Origin of the sequence: Ponticoccus litoralis, assembly GCF_039769985.1 — a bacterium.
In the GTDB taxonomy this organism is placed as follows: Bacteria; Pseudomonadota; Alphaproteobacteria; order Rhodobacterales; family Rhodobacteraceae; genus Ponticoccus; species Ponticoccus litoralis.
Genome location: NZ_JBDNCH010000002.1, coordinates 206846 through 223726 on the forward strand (window position 1 = coordinate 206846; position 16881 = coordinate 223726).

A 16881-nucleotide genomic window follows, 5' to 3' on the forward strand; every position below is an offset into this window, starting at 1 on the left:
CGGCAGCCCGGCAAAGTCGATCCAAGTCGATCAACCGGAACCGGGGTCAGCGGCGACAGCATTCGAAGAGAAGAAACGTTAGCCGTAAATACATGGGGTGTCTGCGTGCAAAGCGCAAGGTCGCTTTGGGGTAAACAAAGAAAGATATGCCTCAGGCCTCTGGCGAAATGCGACCCTGAAGCAGGACGCTTCCGTGGCGCAGGTTCTCTGTCGAGCTGCCCGCATCCCTGCGCACATTGACGGTGACGTCGAGTCCAAGGAAATCCGTATTTGTCCCGTGAAAGCTGCCCGATACCGGCGAAATCTGATGGATGTTGCGCGCCACCGCCACCGCGATCAGGTTGGCAGGGCCGACAGATCTGTTCGTTGGGTCAAAGGCTATCCATCCCGCGCCGGGGACAAAGACTTCGACCCAGGCATAGGTGGCGCCTGCATCGGCTATGCCAACACTCTCGCCGGAAGGGTTGTACAGATCGCCCGAAACCAACCGTGCGCCGAAACCCAGAGTGCGGACCGCCTCCGCAAAGAGCACGGCGAAATCCCTGCAGGTCCCCCATCCCCGGTCTAGGGTTGCGAGCGGCCCCTGCGTGCCCTCTGTGGCATGACCTTGATAGTAGGTCTGCGCGGTGATGGCTTTGCTGATGTCCTTCAGCAGCGCCAGCGTATCGATGGGCCGCGACGCGATCAGGGACTCGACCCAGCCGATCAGGCGCTTTGCCTGGTCAAAATACTGAGGCTGAGCGAGCGTCCCGAGGTCCGTCAGTTCGTCCAGGGAATAGGTAAAGGGAAACTGTGAAGCTGAGGCCGTGATCGGGAAAACCGGCCAGGCGGGCGCGTGCAGGTCGACCACCATGCGGGCCGTGATGTCGAGTTCCCGCGCAGGTGCCGGGAAAAGCGCAGAGACAACAGCATTGCCTGCCACATCTTGCGACCAACGAAGGACGGGTGTCGGCCAGACTTCGAGGTCGAAAGATACGAGGCTCAGATCGCGGTTCTCACGCGGGCGCAACATCAATTGATGCGGACCCAAGGCGATGTCACGGCGAAATGAGTAGCGCGTCTTGTGGGTGATCGACAGGCGAGTCATGGGCGGGCTATGAAGACTGACCGCCACGGCGGCGCCCTGTCGAGACGCCTTCTGGCGCCGCGCCGCGCCAGGCTTTCGATCCCTTACAGCGCGGGCAGATACGCTCGCCAAAGCCGGCGCTGGGAAATGGCTTGCGGCAGCGCAGACAGGCGCGATCAGCTGCAACATCCGCCTTTGCGCGCGAGGTCGCATGCTTCTGTGGCACGTCCAAGACGTTACTCATTCGCCGATCCCCGGACGCGGACTTCCCGGACGGGGGCCGGGCCCATTTGGAACCGGCACGCATTGCGGGATGGTCTGCAGCCTTTGGGTCGCGCAGGGTCGGTAGAGGTGCTTGATCTCGATTTCCGAAACGCCGTCCGCCATCATGACGAGGCGGATCATCGGGTCGGCCAGCATATGATCGAGAAAAGCGACAGGCTGGAAACCGCCAGTGCCGACGCTTTCACCGAAGCCGGGAAGATCGAAGGGGTTGTCAAAGACGAAGAACGGGGTGGTCGGTCGAGTCATGGAAACACTCCTTGATTTCTGAGAAGACACGCGCGTCACGCGCCTGTCCCATTGGACAGACTATTGCCTGTTGTGAAGGGTCTCGAAGGGGGCGTCGTGTGGCGTATATTGCACCCGTGCCGCCCCGGCCTGTCTTCTGGTCCTCACGCCCGGTTGCCCCCACGCTTTTTGCGAATGTCGCGGGTCCAGACCTCGAAACCCGACAACGTCCCTGGCCCAAAGATCTGCGTAAGAGGCACGTCGGCAGCGTCGCGCCCGCGCGCGACAAGAATACGTCCGATGCGGCGCTTGTTGTTGCGCGGATCAAAAACCCACCACTGGCCGTCGAGAAACACCTCCATCCAAGCTGCGAAATCATCGTCCGCATGGGGCAAAGGCTCGCCGATCTCGCTTATGTATCCGGTGCAGTAACGCGCCGGGATGTTCATGCACCGAGAAAAGGCAATGGCCAGATGGGTGAAGTCGCGACATACACCGTAGCCGCCCGCAAGTGTCTGGGCCGCCGTTCGGGTGGAATCGGCCCGCATGTAGTCGAAGGTGATAGTGTTGTGGACGTAGTCGCAGATCGCCTGCACGCGCGCCCATCCGGGCGCAGTATTTTCAAACAGCGCCCACGCCCTTTCCGACAATAGGTCTGTATCGCAATACCGGCTGCCCAATAAAAAGACGAGCGTCTCGAAGGGCAGGTCCTGCACCGCAAGTTGCCCGGCATCCGGCTGGTGGGGGTCTTGGAGACCCCCGTCGCGAAAGATACCATCAGTCGTCAACGTGAACTCGCCTGCGGGAGCCACCAGCCGCGTACACCAGTTTCCGAACCCGTCACGGTAGCTTTCCAATGGCACGCTTGGTTCGGTCACAAGGTAATCCGCCCGTTCGAGGTCGCCGAAACGCGAGTAATGAACATTCAGGATCGCGATCATCGGGGTCGGCTGGGTCAAGGTGTGACTGATGCGGCAGCCGATATGCATCCGCAGTCTGTGCCTGTCAGTGTCTAGCCGGTCTCGGGCGTTGGTCATTACTCAAGTGCGCAAACTCCATTGTTCGAGGTAGCCCCTATGTTGCCGCACCATCGCCTCCCGGCTCCGTCGAGATCTGCTCCCTCGGGCGGTCTGCTCCCTCGGGCGGACTGATCGCGATACAAGCCGTATCGCTCATACTGGGCAGACCCGGCTCGTCCTGTACGCCTGGCCTATGCCATGGCCATCGGCAGGAAGCGCAAGGGCCCTCTGTCAGCTACAAGCCCGGCCTTCAGATCCAGCCGTAGTTGTGGGCCATTGCACGTGCCGGAGCCGGGCCGCTGCCATCCTGTGAAAATTCAAGGCCCGCCAGAAAGACGACGGCGACCGTCCGCCAAGACACACGGTCCAAGCCGCGCCTCATCCCTCATCGACCTCGCTGGGAATGGGCGCGTCCAAATCAATGGCGGCGAGGCAAGCCTGCGCGATATCGCGATCAGGCCCATCAGCGCCGGGTACGGTGGCCCAGCCTGCATCCACAAGCGCGTCGCGCTTTTGGTAGCGCGACGCGGCGCGGATGGTCTCGAGCTTGGCCAAGCGTTGTGGATCGCTGCGCGCCATTTCGAGACAGACCGGCACCATCGCAGTGGTCAGGGTTTCATGGGACAGGTCCTTGGCCCTGTCCTGTGCTGTGCCGCCAGTCACCCAGCCACCCCAGGAAAAACCGACAACGGCGAGGGCTGCGGCGCCAAGCAGGGCACCATAGACACTCGGCTTGAGCCATTCGGGAGTGGTCATCTGAAATCCTCCCGCGGAGAAAGCGCCGCGTCGCTTTGTGATGTCGTGACAGATCATCAAACGACGTCCACGCGCGCTCTCGCACGGTATTCGTGTGACGCACGTCTGGAGGCCGGAATACGACTCGATCCTGGGTATCCAAGATCCTCAACATACGCATAGATGTCATGAGAACTGCGCCGCGCACTGCGGCAAAGCCTTTCTGGCTCATTCCTATATAAGGCATTTCTCCACATAAAACAAGCCTTCGCACAGTGTTCGAAAACCAAATACTGGCTGCACTGCTTTGGCTGGGTTGCCAGACGCATCTGGTTTGATTGCTCAGTATCGGCTTGTACCGTGGGTGCGCTTCGCTTGCGTCGCGTCCAGTGCGACCGGAGGGCAACTCCCCAGATGCAAAGGGACCTTCGTCGCCAGCGCAGCGAAGGTCGGCTCTCCGCCCGTGTCGCCGGCGAAGAAACCAGCAATGGCCCCGCCCTCACGGGCCGGGATCCGATCAAGCCAGATCGCTAGCAATTGGGTCGGTCAGTGGACACCAAACCCGCCGCCGGTCAACCGCAGTAGCGCGCCCTCCGGATCCGCGACTTGGCCGCAGGCGTCTCAAGGTGGCGATAGCGGCCTCCAGAATGCCGCCTGCAGTCCAAGGCATGACCCGCAGCGATAACCGCCGCGCCAATGTCCTGGCCGTCAGCATAGCAGACGCCGACCCAGCGGTCATAGGTGCGGTCACCGTTCAGATCACAGGTGATCGACCGGCCCCGTAGATAGTTGACCATCCAGCGCTTTGCATCGCGGCCCGCTCTGGTCTTGAGCTCGGGCGCGTCCACGCCATTCAGTCGCACCGGGGTCCCGTCCACGACGATAGTGTCAGCGTCCCGGACATGGAGGGACTGAGCGATCGCCTGGACCGGCAGTGCGAGACAGATGATGGTGATCAAGGCGCGCATAGGCTCTCCTCCGCTCTCAGACGAGCCCAATCAGGATGGCGGATTTCACCTCAAGCACGCCCAGTAGAAAGAATGCCACCGAGGCGGTGGCAACCAGTATGGCACAGACGTGCACGAACCGCTTGATGTTTCCAAAGACCTCCTTACGAGCACCACCCGTTTGGTCCAGGGTTGCCAAGGTGGCATAGTGTGTGAGGTAAGCGATGGCGATACAGATTACCCCAGCAGCCGCGCCCAGTGCGAAATAGGATATGGCGCCCGCAACACCAACGATGGTCTCTGTGAAAGCTTGGTCAGCCTTGGCAATTGCGGCCACAAAACCGAGTACCGCGACTGCGGCACCCCCGTTGATCAGGATCGCGCTTCGTAGGAATAGGTTCGATGTGTCGACAGCTTTCTCATTCATATGCTTGAAGAGATCGATGTAGGTTTCGCGTTCCAAATTCTTTCCTCTCTTGTAGGAAGGGTCCGGGCCGCGCACTCGCTTGGGACACCTACAATAGGCACCGTCGCTCACCTTGCTGCATTCGGCTCGAAGCTGTACCGCAACGAGGGCTACTGGTTCTATTTTGCCTTCACGGCACCAATTCGGTCAGCTTGCATCGGATCGTGCGGCAAAACGACATCAATCGAAAACGTGAGCCGGGATACAGTCTCGCTCCTCAATTTCGCGTCGCCACCAACCGATGCCTCCACGACAAATATCTTTGCCTTCGCAGATCCGCCGGCACTGCCTTCTTTGGATGCACTTACTGCAATATCAAAATCTAAGGTGGTCCTCGGAGCCACAAACCGACCCGAGGTCGTTCCCGTGACCCCCTGAATGTGTCCACCGGGATTCACCAATCCACCAAGATCGCTGATCGCGGCATCAGAAACCTTAACAGCTTCCGAGATTGAGGAAATTGCATCAACAATAAACTCTTTTAAATCCACACCTTACCCTTCAAAGCCATTGAGCGCCAGTATCTGACACCTCTTCTGCGTTCCACAATTTCTGTTAGCCGGTGCGTGCCGACAGACTAGGCTTCAACCCCGGCATCACTGCCAGCTCCTCGTGAGTCACGCCCGCGCGCCTACTTATGCGCGACACCAGATCAACAGCGTCATGGCAATCGGTCAACAGGGTTTTTCGCCGCACGCCTTCGCTCGGGCGAATCTCGGCGATGGTGCATGCTATGAACACTTTGAGGTCCAATTATACCATGACGCCCGTAGACGGCATCATGGCTCTCCTATTGATCCATGTTCGGTCAGGCGTCCCGCTTTGCTGGCAGCCCGTCAGGGGCCTTGTTCCCCTGCTCTTCGAGCCGCTCCTACACAGAGATGGCGGATCAGGCCCTGAGATCATGTGCACCCTCGGCCTCAAGGCATCGCAGATCCACGGCGCCCTGAAACCATACGGCGGGACGGGCGAGTCGACGCCAGTCAGTAAGGGCCCTACTAAGGGGCTCGCCTAATATTGACGAGCCAAGCCGAACGCTTAGGCGGTATTCATCATTGATCAGCCGGCCTCCTGATGCCCGCAGGCTGAGAAGATGATGCGTGAGTGTATCAGCTTACGCGGCAGGTTTCGGCGGTTAGGCTGCTATCCAAGCACGCCGATCACGGCGTCGCGGGCGGTAAGTACTTGAGCAGCCCCTTCCCAGAAGGGCCGCATACGAAGAACGTCATCCGTGTCCGTGATCACCGAAGAGAACTCGGATAGCGCCGACTTGTAGTCGACAACGGGCTCTCGTGCCGCAGCTGGCAAAAGGCTCTCAATCATGTCGATAGTTGAGTATTGACGCATGACATTCTCCAAAAGCCGCGCCCTAGCTTGCGGAATGTCATCGGCTCCATCCACCACGGCGGCAGCATACGCCGCCGCGAAAGTCTGAAAATCCAATGCTGCCAGACGAATCTCCTCGCTCCGTTTCTGGACAAGCTCAGTCACAGCTCGATCGTCATCTACCTTCACCTGAAGGTACCACATCCCGCCCGATATCAGGGTATTCACAACGATCACAGCTACGGCTCCGGCGACCATCCAGCCCCGGGACGTTGTTTCAGCTCTCAACCAGTCCCTAAGATAGCTCATCTCAAGCCCACTGACCTTAGATCACCTTTTCACAGTCGCTCGCGGCGAGAAGCCTTCGTCTTCGTTCGCGGCTTGAGCCGCGCGACATGCCTCCTGCCACCGATTGTAGCCCATTGCACGCAAAGTTTCACGTGTCGCATCGTCGATGCCATCGACCTCGCAGGGATCGTACCGTGCAGAATCTGAATTTTCCAACCGCACCTGGACCGCACCGTTAGAGTCGATCGGCTCAGCTTGGGCCTCCAAGGCCAGTGCGAACAGCGCCGAAACAACAAACACGATCGCGGAGCCTTTCAGCGTCGTGTAGCCAGGAGAGTGAATGCTGAAGTCTTGTTCGGGGATGTCTCGCTCCCCTCGCTTCACGGTACCGCTGCCATTGCGTAGATCGAGTCATCCAGCTGCCTCGTCACATCTGCTTCTGACCGACGCGAATACGCTTCGACTACGGCCAGAACAAAGGCTTGGAAGTGGTAGGACTCGCGCGCATTGAACTCAGCACCAGTAGTTTGGAACCTGGCCAAGAAATCGCCATTCACAATTACATTCTGATACGCGGCTCCCAGAACTGGTCTGAGGAGTTCTGCCCGCATGCTGATCAGTGCATTCTGAGTGCGAAGAGAACGATAGGTCCGATGATCCAGGTCACGTTCATCAATCTCAGCGAGCCACCGAACGCGACGAACCAAGAGGCCCGCGTTGGCGTACGCTCCAGGGCCTTCCTTCCACCGCTCCGTACCCGAGATCACTTCTCCGACCAAGGTTGGACGCGCCTCGTCGTCTCTGTAGCCTATTGGCCCGGGCAGAACGACGAGATCGCCAGCCGCGATCTCATGATAAAGGCCGTTGATCCAACTGAGCGCCTGCTCTCTACGGCGAGACCATCTAGTATTTGATAAGTCCTGTGAGGCAACATCTGCCATCATTTCGGCGACACGGTCAGATTTTCGATACGCCACGTCAGCGTACCGCTCACCTCGTACAATAGCTTCCTTTACTTCATCAGTGCGCCCATAGTGCCCGCCGGAGCTTAGTGGTAGCCCTGGATAGTCTAAGAAAACCACTCCTAGCTTGCTCATGATATCGTAGTGGCGATATCGAACTCCTGGAAAGATACGGTAGGCTTTATCGTCCTCGCCGAAGACGCGCGCTTTGAGATCAACAACTAGAGACAATACTTATTCGTCCGAATCTTAGAATTTCGAAGGGAATTAAATACTGGTACCAGCATTTTCCACAAGAGATCATTTGCGCCGCCGCCGTGCTACCACTGACCCAACGAGGCGGCAGAGGCTCGATACATACGGAGGCACGTCTGTATTTGCGAATCTCCGCAGTTCGTCCGGGGCGCCGCGAACTACCGTTCTCCGCCCGGCGCGTCGACCGGCGAAGAAGCTAGCAATACCCCCGCCCTCCCGGGCGGGGATCCGATCACGCCGGGACAGCCACACCAACGCGGGCCATGGCCTCACGGTAGTAGCGGACCGCGATCCGGTCGAGCACGCCGTCGCCGGGCACCAGCGCCTCGATGGCATCGGGCACCGACTGCTGTGCGTGGTAGATCGCGTGGGCCTTGATCATGTCCAGCCCGGCCTCCGGCCCCTCGGCAAGAGCCGCCTCGACGCCCGACTGGATGGCCGAGTGCAGCGCCCTCAGGTGCTTCTCATCAATCGCGATGCCCGTGGCCGCTTGGAGAGCGCCAGCGGCGCGCTTGAAGAAGATCGTGAGAAGGATGCCGAAGAGGGAGATCAAGGCCGTTTGAAGCTCGGGCATCGCGAGCAATGTGGTGAGCCATTCCATGGCTGTATCCTTTCAGGGAAGAGCGGCAGACAGCCGCGGAGTATGGGCGCACTAGGGCGCGCCGGGGGTAGCGATCAGGCGACAGCCCGATCGGTCCAGTCGCGGTCGATCACGTCGAATCCGGGACAGAGCTTGGCGGCGACCTCGCGGTGGCCCAGCAGCCTCTTGAACTGCGTCCGGTCCCCGAACTCGGCCACGGCCTCGCGCATCGAGGCCAGCTGCTCGGGGTAGTAGAGATCCTCGGGCTGATAGGTCCGGTCGATGGTCCGGCGCTCGATCATGAGGATGTGCTTGACGCCGCGGTTGTAGCCGATGGCGCCTGCACCGTAGCGGTCGAGCGGACGGGCCGCGCGGCGCTCGCCGTCCGGACAGATGATCTCGTGGTAGCCGGTGTCCGACCACCCTCGCCCGCCCTGCGACACCGGCAGGGTGTGCATCCGGTGGATCGCGGCGACGATCTCGCCATTGCTCTTGCCAAGGTGCCAGTCGCCCGGCAGCGCGCCGCAGTGCATCATCAGGGTGTCGATGGCGGTGCCAGCCGAGCCCTGGCGCAGGACATTGGAATGCGGCACCGCCAGCGCGGGCTTGCCCGGCGACAGGATCTCGCCCGACCGCGCCCAGCTCGCCGCCGGCGCGCCGTCATGGTCCACCACCTGCCCGAGGGCCGTCTGGGCCATTGCGTCAAAACCGCCCTCGGGCGCGGCGTTGAGGTAGCCCAGCCCGATCAGGCCCGTGCGCAGCATTTTCAGCGCCCATTCGCTGCTTCGGGTCGGCCCGGCACGGTAGAGGGCCGTGGCGGCTGCGTCCGTCCGGCGGCCATACCAGCCATCGGCAGGCCCCGGATCGTAGCCGAGCGATTTCAGGCCGAGCTGCAGGTAGCGGACAGCGGGGTTGATTGGCATGACGATCTCCCATGCGTAAAGGCCCCGCAGGCGGGGCGTGGTGGATGAAATGTCCGGGTGGGTCAGCTGGCCGGAAGCAGCCGGTACGGGAGGCCTTCGGTGCGGTCCTCCAGGGGCCCATCCCCGTCAGAACCGGGGCAGCGATAGGTCAGCGTGAGGTAGACGACGATGCGCCCGGGGCGCAGGATCTCCGGCGGCACCATCTCGACACGCAGGCGCTGCGTATTGGTGTCGATCTGGCGACTGACCGGGCCGCGCCGCGCCCTCTCGCCAGGTGTCGGGATGTTCAGCTCGTCGGTGAAGATGGGCACCCAGTCGATCAGGCGGCACCCCTCCCCCAATCTGGTCCGCGAGACGACCAGGATCATCACCACGTTGTCGCCCTGCGTGACCGGCTCCTGGATGTAGCTCAGCCCTTCCGGCTGCCGGATCACGCGATCCTCGCCATTGGCGCGGGCCACATCCGCCTGCAGCTGCTGGACTGTCACCTCAAGGCGCCGGAAGTCGTCAACGAAATCTGAGGCCATGCTGTAGATGTCCCTCAAGGGTCCGAAGAACAGCCCCCAGATCAGGCTGCACCCTCCGACGATGGCGGCGATGGCGCCCATGATCTTCCCGGCCTCGATCAGGCGCCCGCTTCTTGTCTTGGGGAACTGGTCGCCCGTCATGTCTCTATCTCCCATTCGGCCTCCGATGGTCCGAGGTTCTGCATTTCCAGCATGAGCGCCCGCACCATCAAGCGGCCTCTAGAGCGCTGAAGCACGTGGCCACCGCCAGATCGATCTCAGCCGTGCTGCCCGCATTCCCGACCGCCCCTATGGCGGTCAGGCGGATGCCCTCCAGCGTGGCCGCCGTGGCGCGCCACATGTCGCCCATGTGGAGCCAGACCTGCGCCAGCTCCCGTGCAGTGGGCGCGGTGATCCCGATCTCGGCACTGATCAGCGGGAAAGGCTCGAGGTTGGCCGGTTCAGGGTCGAGAGCCACATAGGCCCGGGCTTCTGCTTCCTTCGCCTGGTAGATCATCTGCTGGCCGGGGATCTCGGTGATGAAGTTCTGGCGCTTCGCACCCACGGCCTCATTGATGGCAGTCACGGCATCGAGGCGGGCCGCCACGAGGTTCTCGACCGGAACCAGCATGCCCTCGACCACACAGTGCGCCGAGACGTCCAGAGGATGCAGGGTGTCGTCGATCTCGACCCAGACGCCCGGAGGCGCCTGGTCGTCGGGAACGGCCAGGGTAAAGAGCGCCCGGCCATCAGCTGGGTCGTAGTAGAGCTTCATTAATCACCCATCTTGAAGAACTGGTAGTTGAGGGTTCGGGCACTGTGCGGGTTGGAGACGACAGTCGGCGTCCGGGAGCTGAGGAACGTGAACGATCCGCCGCTGTTGCAGACCGGATTGTTGCCCGTGTCGTTGACCTTGATGGTGCCGAGCGTCACGTCGTTCGTGTGGGTGATCACCCACATCCCGCCGCCGAGGTCGGGAAACGGCCCCTTGTTGGAGACCGTGCCGAAAGCGGTCGGAGACATGGGCACCACGTCGGCGCGCACCGGCGTGCCCAGGTACTGCGTGATCCGGCACCACCCCGGAGAACCGTTGCCGCCGTCGGCACCACGACCAGATTCCCCCAGACCCTTGGCGCCGGCGGTGCCGATGGTGATCTGCAGCTTGGCGTTGGCCACCGAGGACACATCGATGATCTCGGTCGTCACCTCTGCCGCGTTGCCTCCGGCGCCGGCATCCTTGGCGGGGCAAGAGGATCCGCCGCCACCACCCGCGCCGTAGCCAGTGGCATTTGCGCCGGGGTTGTTCACCGGCTGGAAGCTTTGGTTCATGTACCCTTCACCACCTGCGCCGCCGGTGCCCAAGGCACTGCTGAAGCCGTCGCCGCCGTTGAAGTGGCTACGGGCAACGCCCGACTGCACCGCCGGGCGGGGCGCGTTGCGAATGTCCGCGGTTGCCGTGGACCCGCTGAAAACCCTGACGGAGGTCTGGCCGCCGCGCCCACCCAGGGACGGTCCGTAGTTGCCACTCCGGCCGCCATCACCGCCGTTGCCGCCCGAGATCATCGTGACCTCGACGTACTGGCAGGCCGGGTTCAGGGTGATCGTTTGCGAGTTGGTGACCGTGGTCGTGGCGCCGCGCACCGAGAGGTCGCGATAGTATTTCGCGTTGACCAACCGGGTGCCGCGAGACTTGGAAACCTCCAGATACTCGGGCATCCCCGCCGCATTGACCCCACCCGCCAGCAGGCCAAACGCGTCCGCGCCGCCCGAGGCCGCACGGCCCAGATAGATGCCCGGGGTCGTAAGGTCGCCCGCCGAGGTCTTGCCCACGGAGAAACCCGCCGTCGTGGCGTCGAGCTTCAGGGTCTCTGTGACCTCGACGTGGCGCGCGTTCATGATGCCCGTGTCAATTTTCGCCGCTGAAAGGTTGGCGATTTTGGCATCGGTGATGATCGCGTCTCGAATGTTGGCTTCGTTCGTGATGATCTCGTTGGTTGAAACGTGGTTCGCCTGAATGGCGCCGTTGACGATCAGCTCGCCGCTTGCGGCGATGCGGACGATAGGCGCCCCGAGACGACAGACCGTTGCGCCATTGTTTCGCTTTTCCAAGCGGACACGGGCGTAACGCATGCCCGCAGGAACAGTGACGATGCCCGACGAGGTTGTGATGCTGCCCGAAGTGATCTCACCGGGGTTCAAATACTGAGCAGGGGAGAAATTCGGGTTCTCAGATACCTGCAGGTGCATGTTGCAGCTGCCCACGGCAGGGCTGAGGAAGCCCTGCACGGACATGAACAGCTTTTGTCCCGGGGTGACTTCGAAAGAAGGCCCGAAAGCGGTGAGGTACTGGTTGGCGTCCCCCGTCAAGCGAAGGATGCGCGGCGTGTTCCAAGTCGTGCTTATGGAGTCTTCGACCAGATACCCGCTGGGGAACGTCCAGTAGTCCAAGTCCGAGAAGTAGGGGTCCGTAACCAAGTTGGTGACGTCGCCGATGAGCATCTTAGAAGCGGTGACAGCCCCAGCGTCCAGTTGTGCGGTCTTCACAGCGCCAGATTCGATCTTGGCCGAGGTAACAGAGTTGGCATCAAGGTGGTCAGCCTTGACCTCGCCCGCCAAGATATGACGGGCGATCACGGCATCCGAGGCGATGTGGCGAGTCTCGATGGCGTCGCTTTTCACATGGTTAGAAACGATCGTTCCTTCGACGATCAACTCGCCCTTGTTGCGGCGGCGGACTACGACGCCGCCGATCCTGACGTCGGTTGCCCCGTCCGTGATGTAGTAGCGGAGACGTGCGTAGGCGTACCCTGGGGGAATTGAGTACACAGCGGACTTAGTCTGGACGGAGGCCGTGGGAAAGCCAATGGTGGTCGGAGACCCCCAAACGCTAACCTTTCCGGTGGCGAATGTGGGCGAATTGGACACTTCAATGTGAAGTGTTGCATGTCCAACGCCCGTTTCATTCTTCGCGCGGCCCTGAAGGAATATCTCTTCCCCTTCCAGGCTGATTTCGAAGACTGGCCCAGCACCCCAAGCGAAATTCTGACCGTTCCCCTGCAGACGCATGACCCGCTTGGAGCCCCACACCTCGGGCGCTGCGTTCGAGAAGGAAACAGAGCTGTCCGTCCCGACGAAAGACCACAGGGAGGGGTCTGAGAAATCACGGTCGGTATTGAGGTTGGTGAAGTCCCCAATGGCCATTTTCGATGTGGTGACGGCCCCAGCAGCGAGTTCGCCGGTGCGGACCGCGCCTGCGCCGATTTTCCCCGCGACAACCGAGTTGGCGTCAAGGTGGTCCGTCTTCACCTCGCCTGTCTTGATGTGCCGGGCGATGACGGCGCCATCGACCATGACGAGCCGAGTCGACTGCCTCTTCGCAGCGCACATCTTGCGCTTCGTGGTAGCCTTGGGTTCCGGCGTGGTTCAAAATCACATTGAGGCTGGCTGTAACCGTGCCGGCGGGAACATCGATAATGGCATCGAAGACCTGCCAGCCGCCAGAGAAGGAAGGGCGGTGAGCGACAGTGTTGTAGGAAATCTGGTTCCCATTGGCATCGTAGTGATACAGCCGCAGGAAGAAATCGCCGTTCGCGTTAGACGAGGGTCGCGCAACACAGCGCACGCGGTACTGCTTACTCTCGTCGACCTGAAACTGTCTCGAAAACGAATAGGCTTTGGTGCTCCTCAACGCGGTCGGGCCGACTGCAGGGGAAGCCGGATGCACGATGTCCCCGGCGGACCAAGCGCTTGCGTCCGATGTATTCGGGTCGTCGTTGAGTGCGGATCCGCGACCAGTGACGAGCAGCTTGTCGGTCGTGACAGAGTTGGCTTCGAGCTTGGGCGTGGAAACGGCGCCATCGGAGATCTGCGTTCCGGTGATCTGCCCGGTAAGTTTGGCAGCCTCCAGCGCCTCGATCTGTGCGTTGGTGAGTTTGCCCGTGACGTCTCCTGCCGCGACAGAGGCGATCCAACCAGACCCCGTGTTCCGATAAAGCTTGTTGTTGGTCGTGAGGAAAACCTGCCGGCCCTTGACATGCGGGGTTCCGGGGAGGGCCGAGAGGACTTCGACGGGCTTGATCGAGTTGGCAAACTTGGCCGTGCCGAGCGCCTGGTCAGCAATCTGCGCGCCGGTCACCTGCCCGGAGATGTCAACGGCCTGGACCGACTTGACGTAGGCTGTGCCGTTCCAGCGGTAGAGGTCGCCGCCGAAGACAATCGCGGAGGTGCTGCGGGTGGTCGGGAGGGTCGACCCGGAAACCACGCGGACGCCCTCAAGGCCCGCCGCGAAACTGGTCTCGTCGATAAGGCCCTGCAGGTCCTCGGTGTCGATGCCCGCGGGCGCCGGTGTGGTGGCCGAGGCCATGCTGGACCAAGAAGAGCGGTTGCCGCTCGTGTCCACGGCGCGGACCCAGTAATACTTGGTCACGTCGTCATTGAGGCCTGTGCGCGCGAAGGTGGCCGCCGTGCTGGTCAGGATCGGCGAGGTCGTGTTCGGCGCCGGCGCGTTCGCGTTGGCCTTTTCCACGATCTCGTAGAAGGCCATGTCGGGCTCAGTGTTCGCGTTCCAGCTCAGCCAGACCGTGCCGAACCCTGCCTCAGCGGTGAGCCCACTTGGAGCCGCGGGCGGGATTGTGTCGACGGCAGCGGTGATCGCCTCAGGACCAACCCAGTCAGAACGCCGGGGGCCATTCACGGCCCTCACGCGGATCTGCAGACTGGTCCCGGGCAGCACCGTCAGGGCATAGGCGTTCGTGGTCGATGAGGTGCCCACATAGCCGCCCCCGTTTTCGGCGACTTCGATCTCGTACCCCGTTGCCGGATCAGCCGCATCCCACGTGGCGTTGACGACCGCGGCACCGTCCTCTCGCAGGTGAGTCGAAAGGGCCAAATTGGCGGGTGCAGTCGGGTAATCGAAGCCCCCCGAAAGGGCATCCTCGTCGAGATCATCGACCGTGAGACGGATGTCAGGTGTTGCGACGTCCATCCAGCCGCCCCAGCTCCGCAGATCGGCGGCGCCGGAGACGAAGCTCGCCTGGATCTGATACGCCGTATTCGGGAGGATGCCGTCCGCAATCAGCACCTCCCCCTCGGACGCTTCCGCGAAGAGGCCGCGCTGTCCGATCTCGCTCGCCCCGGCCACCCGCAGCCGCCACGTCACGCGGAGTGTGCGGTTGGCCGGTGCCACCCGGGACAACCGGATAGCCGGGCGACGGGCGCTGCCATTGGCGTCCGGGATGCTGGCCGGCACGGCGGAGGCAACAATCGGCGGCGGAGCCGGGGCGGCTGTCGTCGCCGTGACCTGCATGGGGGCGGCAAACCAACCCCGCGTCTTCCCAGCCCTGCCAACGGTCCGGGCCTCGACCAGATAGCGCACACCCTCCTCCAGCGCGCCGGTCAGCAGGCTATACTCACCCGCCGGCACGGACTCGCCGTAGGTCCGGGGCGTCTCATCCTCGCCAGCCTCACGCCAGCGCAGCTGCACGGTGACCCCGTCGAGGTCCGCGCGGGACGCAATGGGCGCGAGCTGCACGGCAATGCGCGGGCGGACCGAGAGATCCGGCAGAACGATCTGGGTCAGCTGCGACGAGCGGGCCGCCGTGATCACCGGCGCGGGCGGCAGGTCCGATGCCGGGGGACGCGGGTTGGTGATGACCGGATCATAGGGCGGGATGTCAGAGGCCGCGTCCAGCACATGGGGCGCCGCGTCCACCACCTCGATCAGCGCGGTCTCGTCCTGATCCGGGCGCACCGCCATCACCAGCATGTCGGCGCTGCGCTGCTCGGTCTCCTCGATGGCAACCAGATCACCCACCGCGACATCACCCGCAATCACGCCGACGGTCGGCGTCCAGACCCGGGCCTGCGGGTCCACCGGCGATGTTGCGGCGAATGCATGGATGCCCGCGCTGACATTGCGCACCACCATGCGGAAGCTGGCCTGATCCAAGTCGAACACGTCGTCCAGCGTGATGCTGATGATGAGATCATTCTCGACGGTCAGCGCCTTGACGCGCGCCTCGCCCACGCCGATCAGCGGCACGTCATGCACCAGCCGGATCTTGTCGCCCTGTTGGATATGGATGCTTTCCCAGTCAGCCTTGAAGGAGTGGGTCTCCGGGCGGTGCAGCGCGGTGGCGAGGTGATAGCGGCCAAGGCGATAGGTGTTGCCCTCGTCGGCATCCTCGGCGGTCACCACCGTGCCGGGCAGCTGCAGCGTCTCCAGCTCGGTGGCGGTCTGGCGGGTGTATCCGTCCTTCAGCACCAGCACCTCATCCTCCTGCCAGTCCAGCCGCTCGGAGCGAACCATGCAGCGGAAGCCATGGATCTCGCGCGGGAAGGTCAGCTTGGAACGGTAGTCCCAAGAGTTGCGCGGGGTGAACACCTGGCGCACCGGCCCCGCCGCCCCGTCCCGCACAACGCTGTAGCGCAGATCGGCCAGCGTGCGCCGCCCACGCCCGGCGGCGCAGATGATGTCCAGCACATCGGCCAGCTGCGTGGCCGTATCCACCACGTAATCGCAGGTCCAATGCGGCTCCTCCGTGGCCCAGGCATGCAGCGCGGCGAGATCGATCCGGTCATCGGTGACCGGGCGGCGCAGGTGCGGACCCCGCAGCGCCTGCGCGTAGAGCCATGCCGGATGCCGCACCGGGCGCGGCTCAGTCCACTGCAGGTTGCTGTCCAGCTCCGGCGCCAGCTGCTGCACGATGGCGTTGAGGCTGTCGATGCGCCCGTTGAGCTGCTCGTTGGCCCGGATGCGGAACGCCACCTCCGCAATGCCCGCGTGACTCGGCAGCTTGCCGTCGCGAATGGACCGGATCGCAGTGAGCGTGGCGCTGTTGACGTCGCCCACATCCTGATCGATGCCATTCGTGCGGGTGATCCGGATGGCGTATTCGTCCGGCGCCGGGAACGCGATTTCCTTGGTCACCCGGTACAGGCTGACGTATTTGCCCGACCATTCGGTTTCGCCGAGGTCCACCCAATCCGCCTCGTTGAGGCCGCCTTCCGTGCGCTGGTACTCGAAGCGGAAGCGCGCCCGGTGGCTGCTGAGGTCACCGTCGAACGTGCTGTTGTAGAGACCCTGCGGAAACGTCAGATCAACCGCCGCCGAAACAGTTTCCTGGCGGGTGTACTTGATGACCGGATCATTCTCCTGCGGGACATCGCTATAGGCATCCTCGGCGACGTCATCGGAATAGAGGCGCATGACCTCACTGCCCTGCCGCCACCCGGCAGCCGGAACCTGATAGGTCGCCGAGGCCCGGGTGACCGTCATGCCCTCGGACTCCGGGCGCATG

General features: G+C 62.5%; 16 protein-coding genes. All 16 read right to left on the reverse strand.

The window, feature by feature from the left end; genetic code table 11:
* Window positions 1-151 precede the first annotated feature (151 nt).
* Entirely contained in the window at window positions 152-1255 is a 1104-nt protein-coding gene (locus ABFB10_RS01970; protein ID WP_347165115.1) for a transglutaminase family protein, read from the reverse strand.
* A 51-nt stretch (window positions 1256-1306) separates the two neighbouring features.
* Window positions 1307-1636, reverse strand: a complete 330-nt coding sequence (locus tag ABFB10_RS01975) for a hypothetical protein (RefSeq protein ID WP_347165116.1) — start codon at window positions 1634-1636, stop codon at window positions 1307-1309.
* A 104-nt stretch (window positions 1637-1740) separates the two neighbouring features.
* Window positions 1741-2517 carry a transglutaminase-like domain-containing protein gene (locus tag ABFB10_RS01980; protein WP_347165118.1) on the reverse strand — a complete coding sequence of 259 codons (777 nt, stop codon included), beginning with the start codon at window positions 2515-2517 and terminating at the stop codon, window positions 1741-1743.
* A 456-nt stretch (window positions 2518-2973) separates the two neighbouring features.
* Window positions 2974-3351, reverse strand: a complete 378-nt coding sequence (locus tag ABFB10_RS01985) for a hypothetical protein (protein WP_347165119.1) — start codon at window positions 3349-3351, stop codon at window positions 2974-2976.
* 551 nt (window positions 3352-3902) lie between these two features.
* Window positions 3903-4298, reverse strand: coding sequence for a thermonuclease family protein (locus ABFB10_RS01990; RefSeq protein WP_347165120.1), 396 nt, complete (start codon window positions 4296-4298; stop codon window positions 3903-3905).
* Window positions 4299-4314: 16 nt separating this feature from the next.
* Window positions 4315-4740, reverse strand: a complete 426-nt coding sequence (locus ABFB10_RS01995; RefSeq protein WP_347165121.1) for a hypothetical protein — start codon at window positions 4738-4740, stop codon at window positions 4315-4317.
* Window positions 4741-4862: 122 nt separating this feature from the next.
* Complete coding sequence (locus tag ABFB10_RS02000; RefSeq protein ID WP_347165122.1) at window positions 4863-5234, reverse strand: hypothetical protein; 372 nt, start codon at window positions 5232-5234, stop codon at window positions 4863-4865.
* 652 nt (window positions 5235-5886) lie between these two features.
* Entirely contained in the window at window positions 5887-6306 is a 420-nt protein-coding gene (locus tag ABFB10_RS02005; protein ID WP_347165123.1) for a hypothetical protein, read from the reverse strand.
* Window positions 6307-6399: 93 nt separating this feature from the next.
* Entirely contained in the window at window positions 6400-6741 is a 342-nt protein-coding gene (locus ABFB10_RS02010) for a hypothetical protein (RefSeq protein WP_347165125.1), read from the reverse strand.
* Window positions 6738-7550, reverse strand: a complete 813-nt coding sequence (locus tag ABFB10_RS02015; RefSeq protein ID WP_347165126.1) for a hypothetical protein — start codon at window positions 7548-7550, stop codon at window positions 6738-6740. Before ABFB10_RS02015 ends, ABFB10_RS02010 begins: the two co-directional genes overlap by 4 nt.
* Window positions 7551-7806: 256 nt before the next feature.
* Window positions 7807-8175, reverse strand: a complete 369-nt coding sequence (locus ABFB10_RS02020; RefSeq protein WP_347165127.1) for a hypothetical protein — start codon at window positions 8173-8175, stop codon at window positions 7807-7809.
* A gap of 74 nt (window positions 8176-8249) precedes the next feature.
* Window positions 8250-9077, reverse strand: a complete 828-nt coding sequence (locus ABFB10_RS02025; RefSeq protein WP_347165128.1) for a peptidoglycan-binding protein — start codon at window positions 9075-9077, stop codon at window positions 8250-8252.
* Between the two features lie 62 nt (window positions 9078-9139).
* On the reverse strand, window positions 9140-9745 hold the full coding sequence (locus tag ABFB10_RS02030; RefSeq protein WP_347165130.1) for a hypothetical protein: 606 nt from the start codon (window positions 9743-9745) through the stop codon (window positions 9140-9142).
* 67 nt (window positions 9746-9812) lie between these two features.
* Window positions 9813-10358 (reverse strand): hypothetical protein, encoded by a 546-nt coding sequence (locus tag ABFB10_RS02035; RefSeq protein ID WP_347165132.1) that lies wholly within the window; start codon window positions 10356-10358, stop codon window positions 9813-9815.
* Window positions 10358-12934, reverse strand: coding sequence for a hypothetical protein (locus tag ABFB10_RS02040; protein ID WP_347165133.1), 2577 nt, complete (start codon window positions 12932-12934; stop codon window positions 10358-10360). The genes ABFB10_RS02035 and ABFB10_RS02040 overlap by 1 nt, the downstream gene beginning before the upstream one ends.
* Entirely contained in the window at window positions 12870-16859 is a 3990-nt protein-coding gene (gpJ, locus tag ABFB10_RS02045; protein ID WP_347165134.1) for a TipJ family phage tail tip protein, read from the reverse strand. Before gpJ ends, ABFB10_RS02040 begins: the two co-directional genes overlap by 65 nt.
* Window positions 16860-16881: the final 22 nt, after the last annotated feature.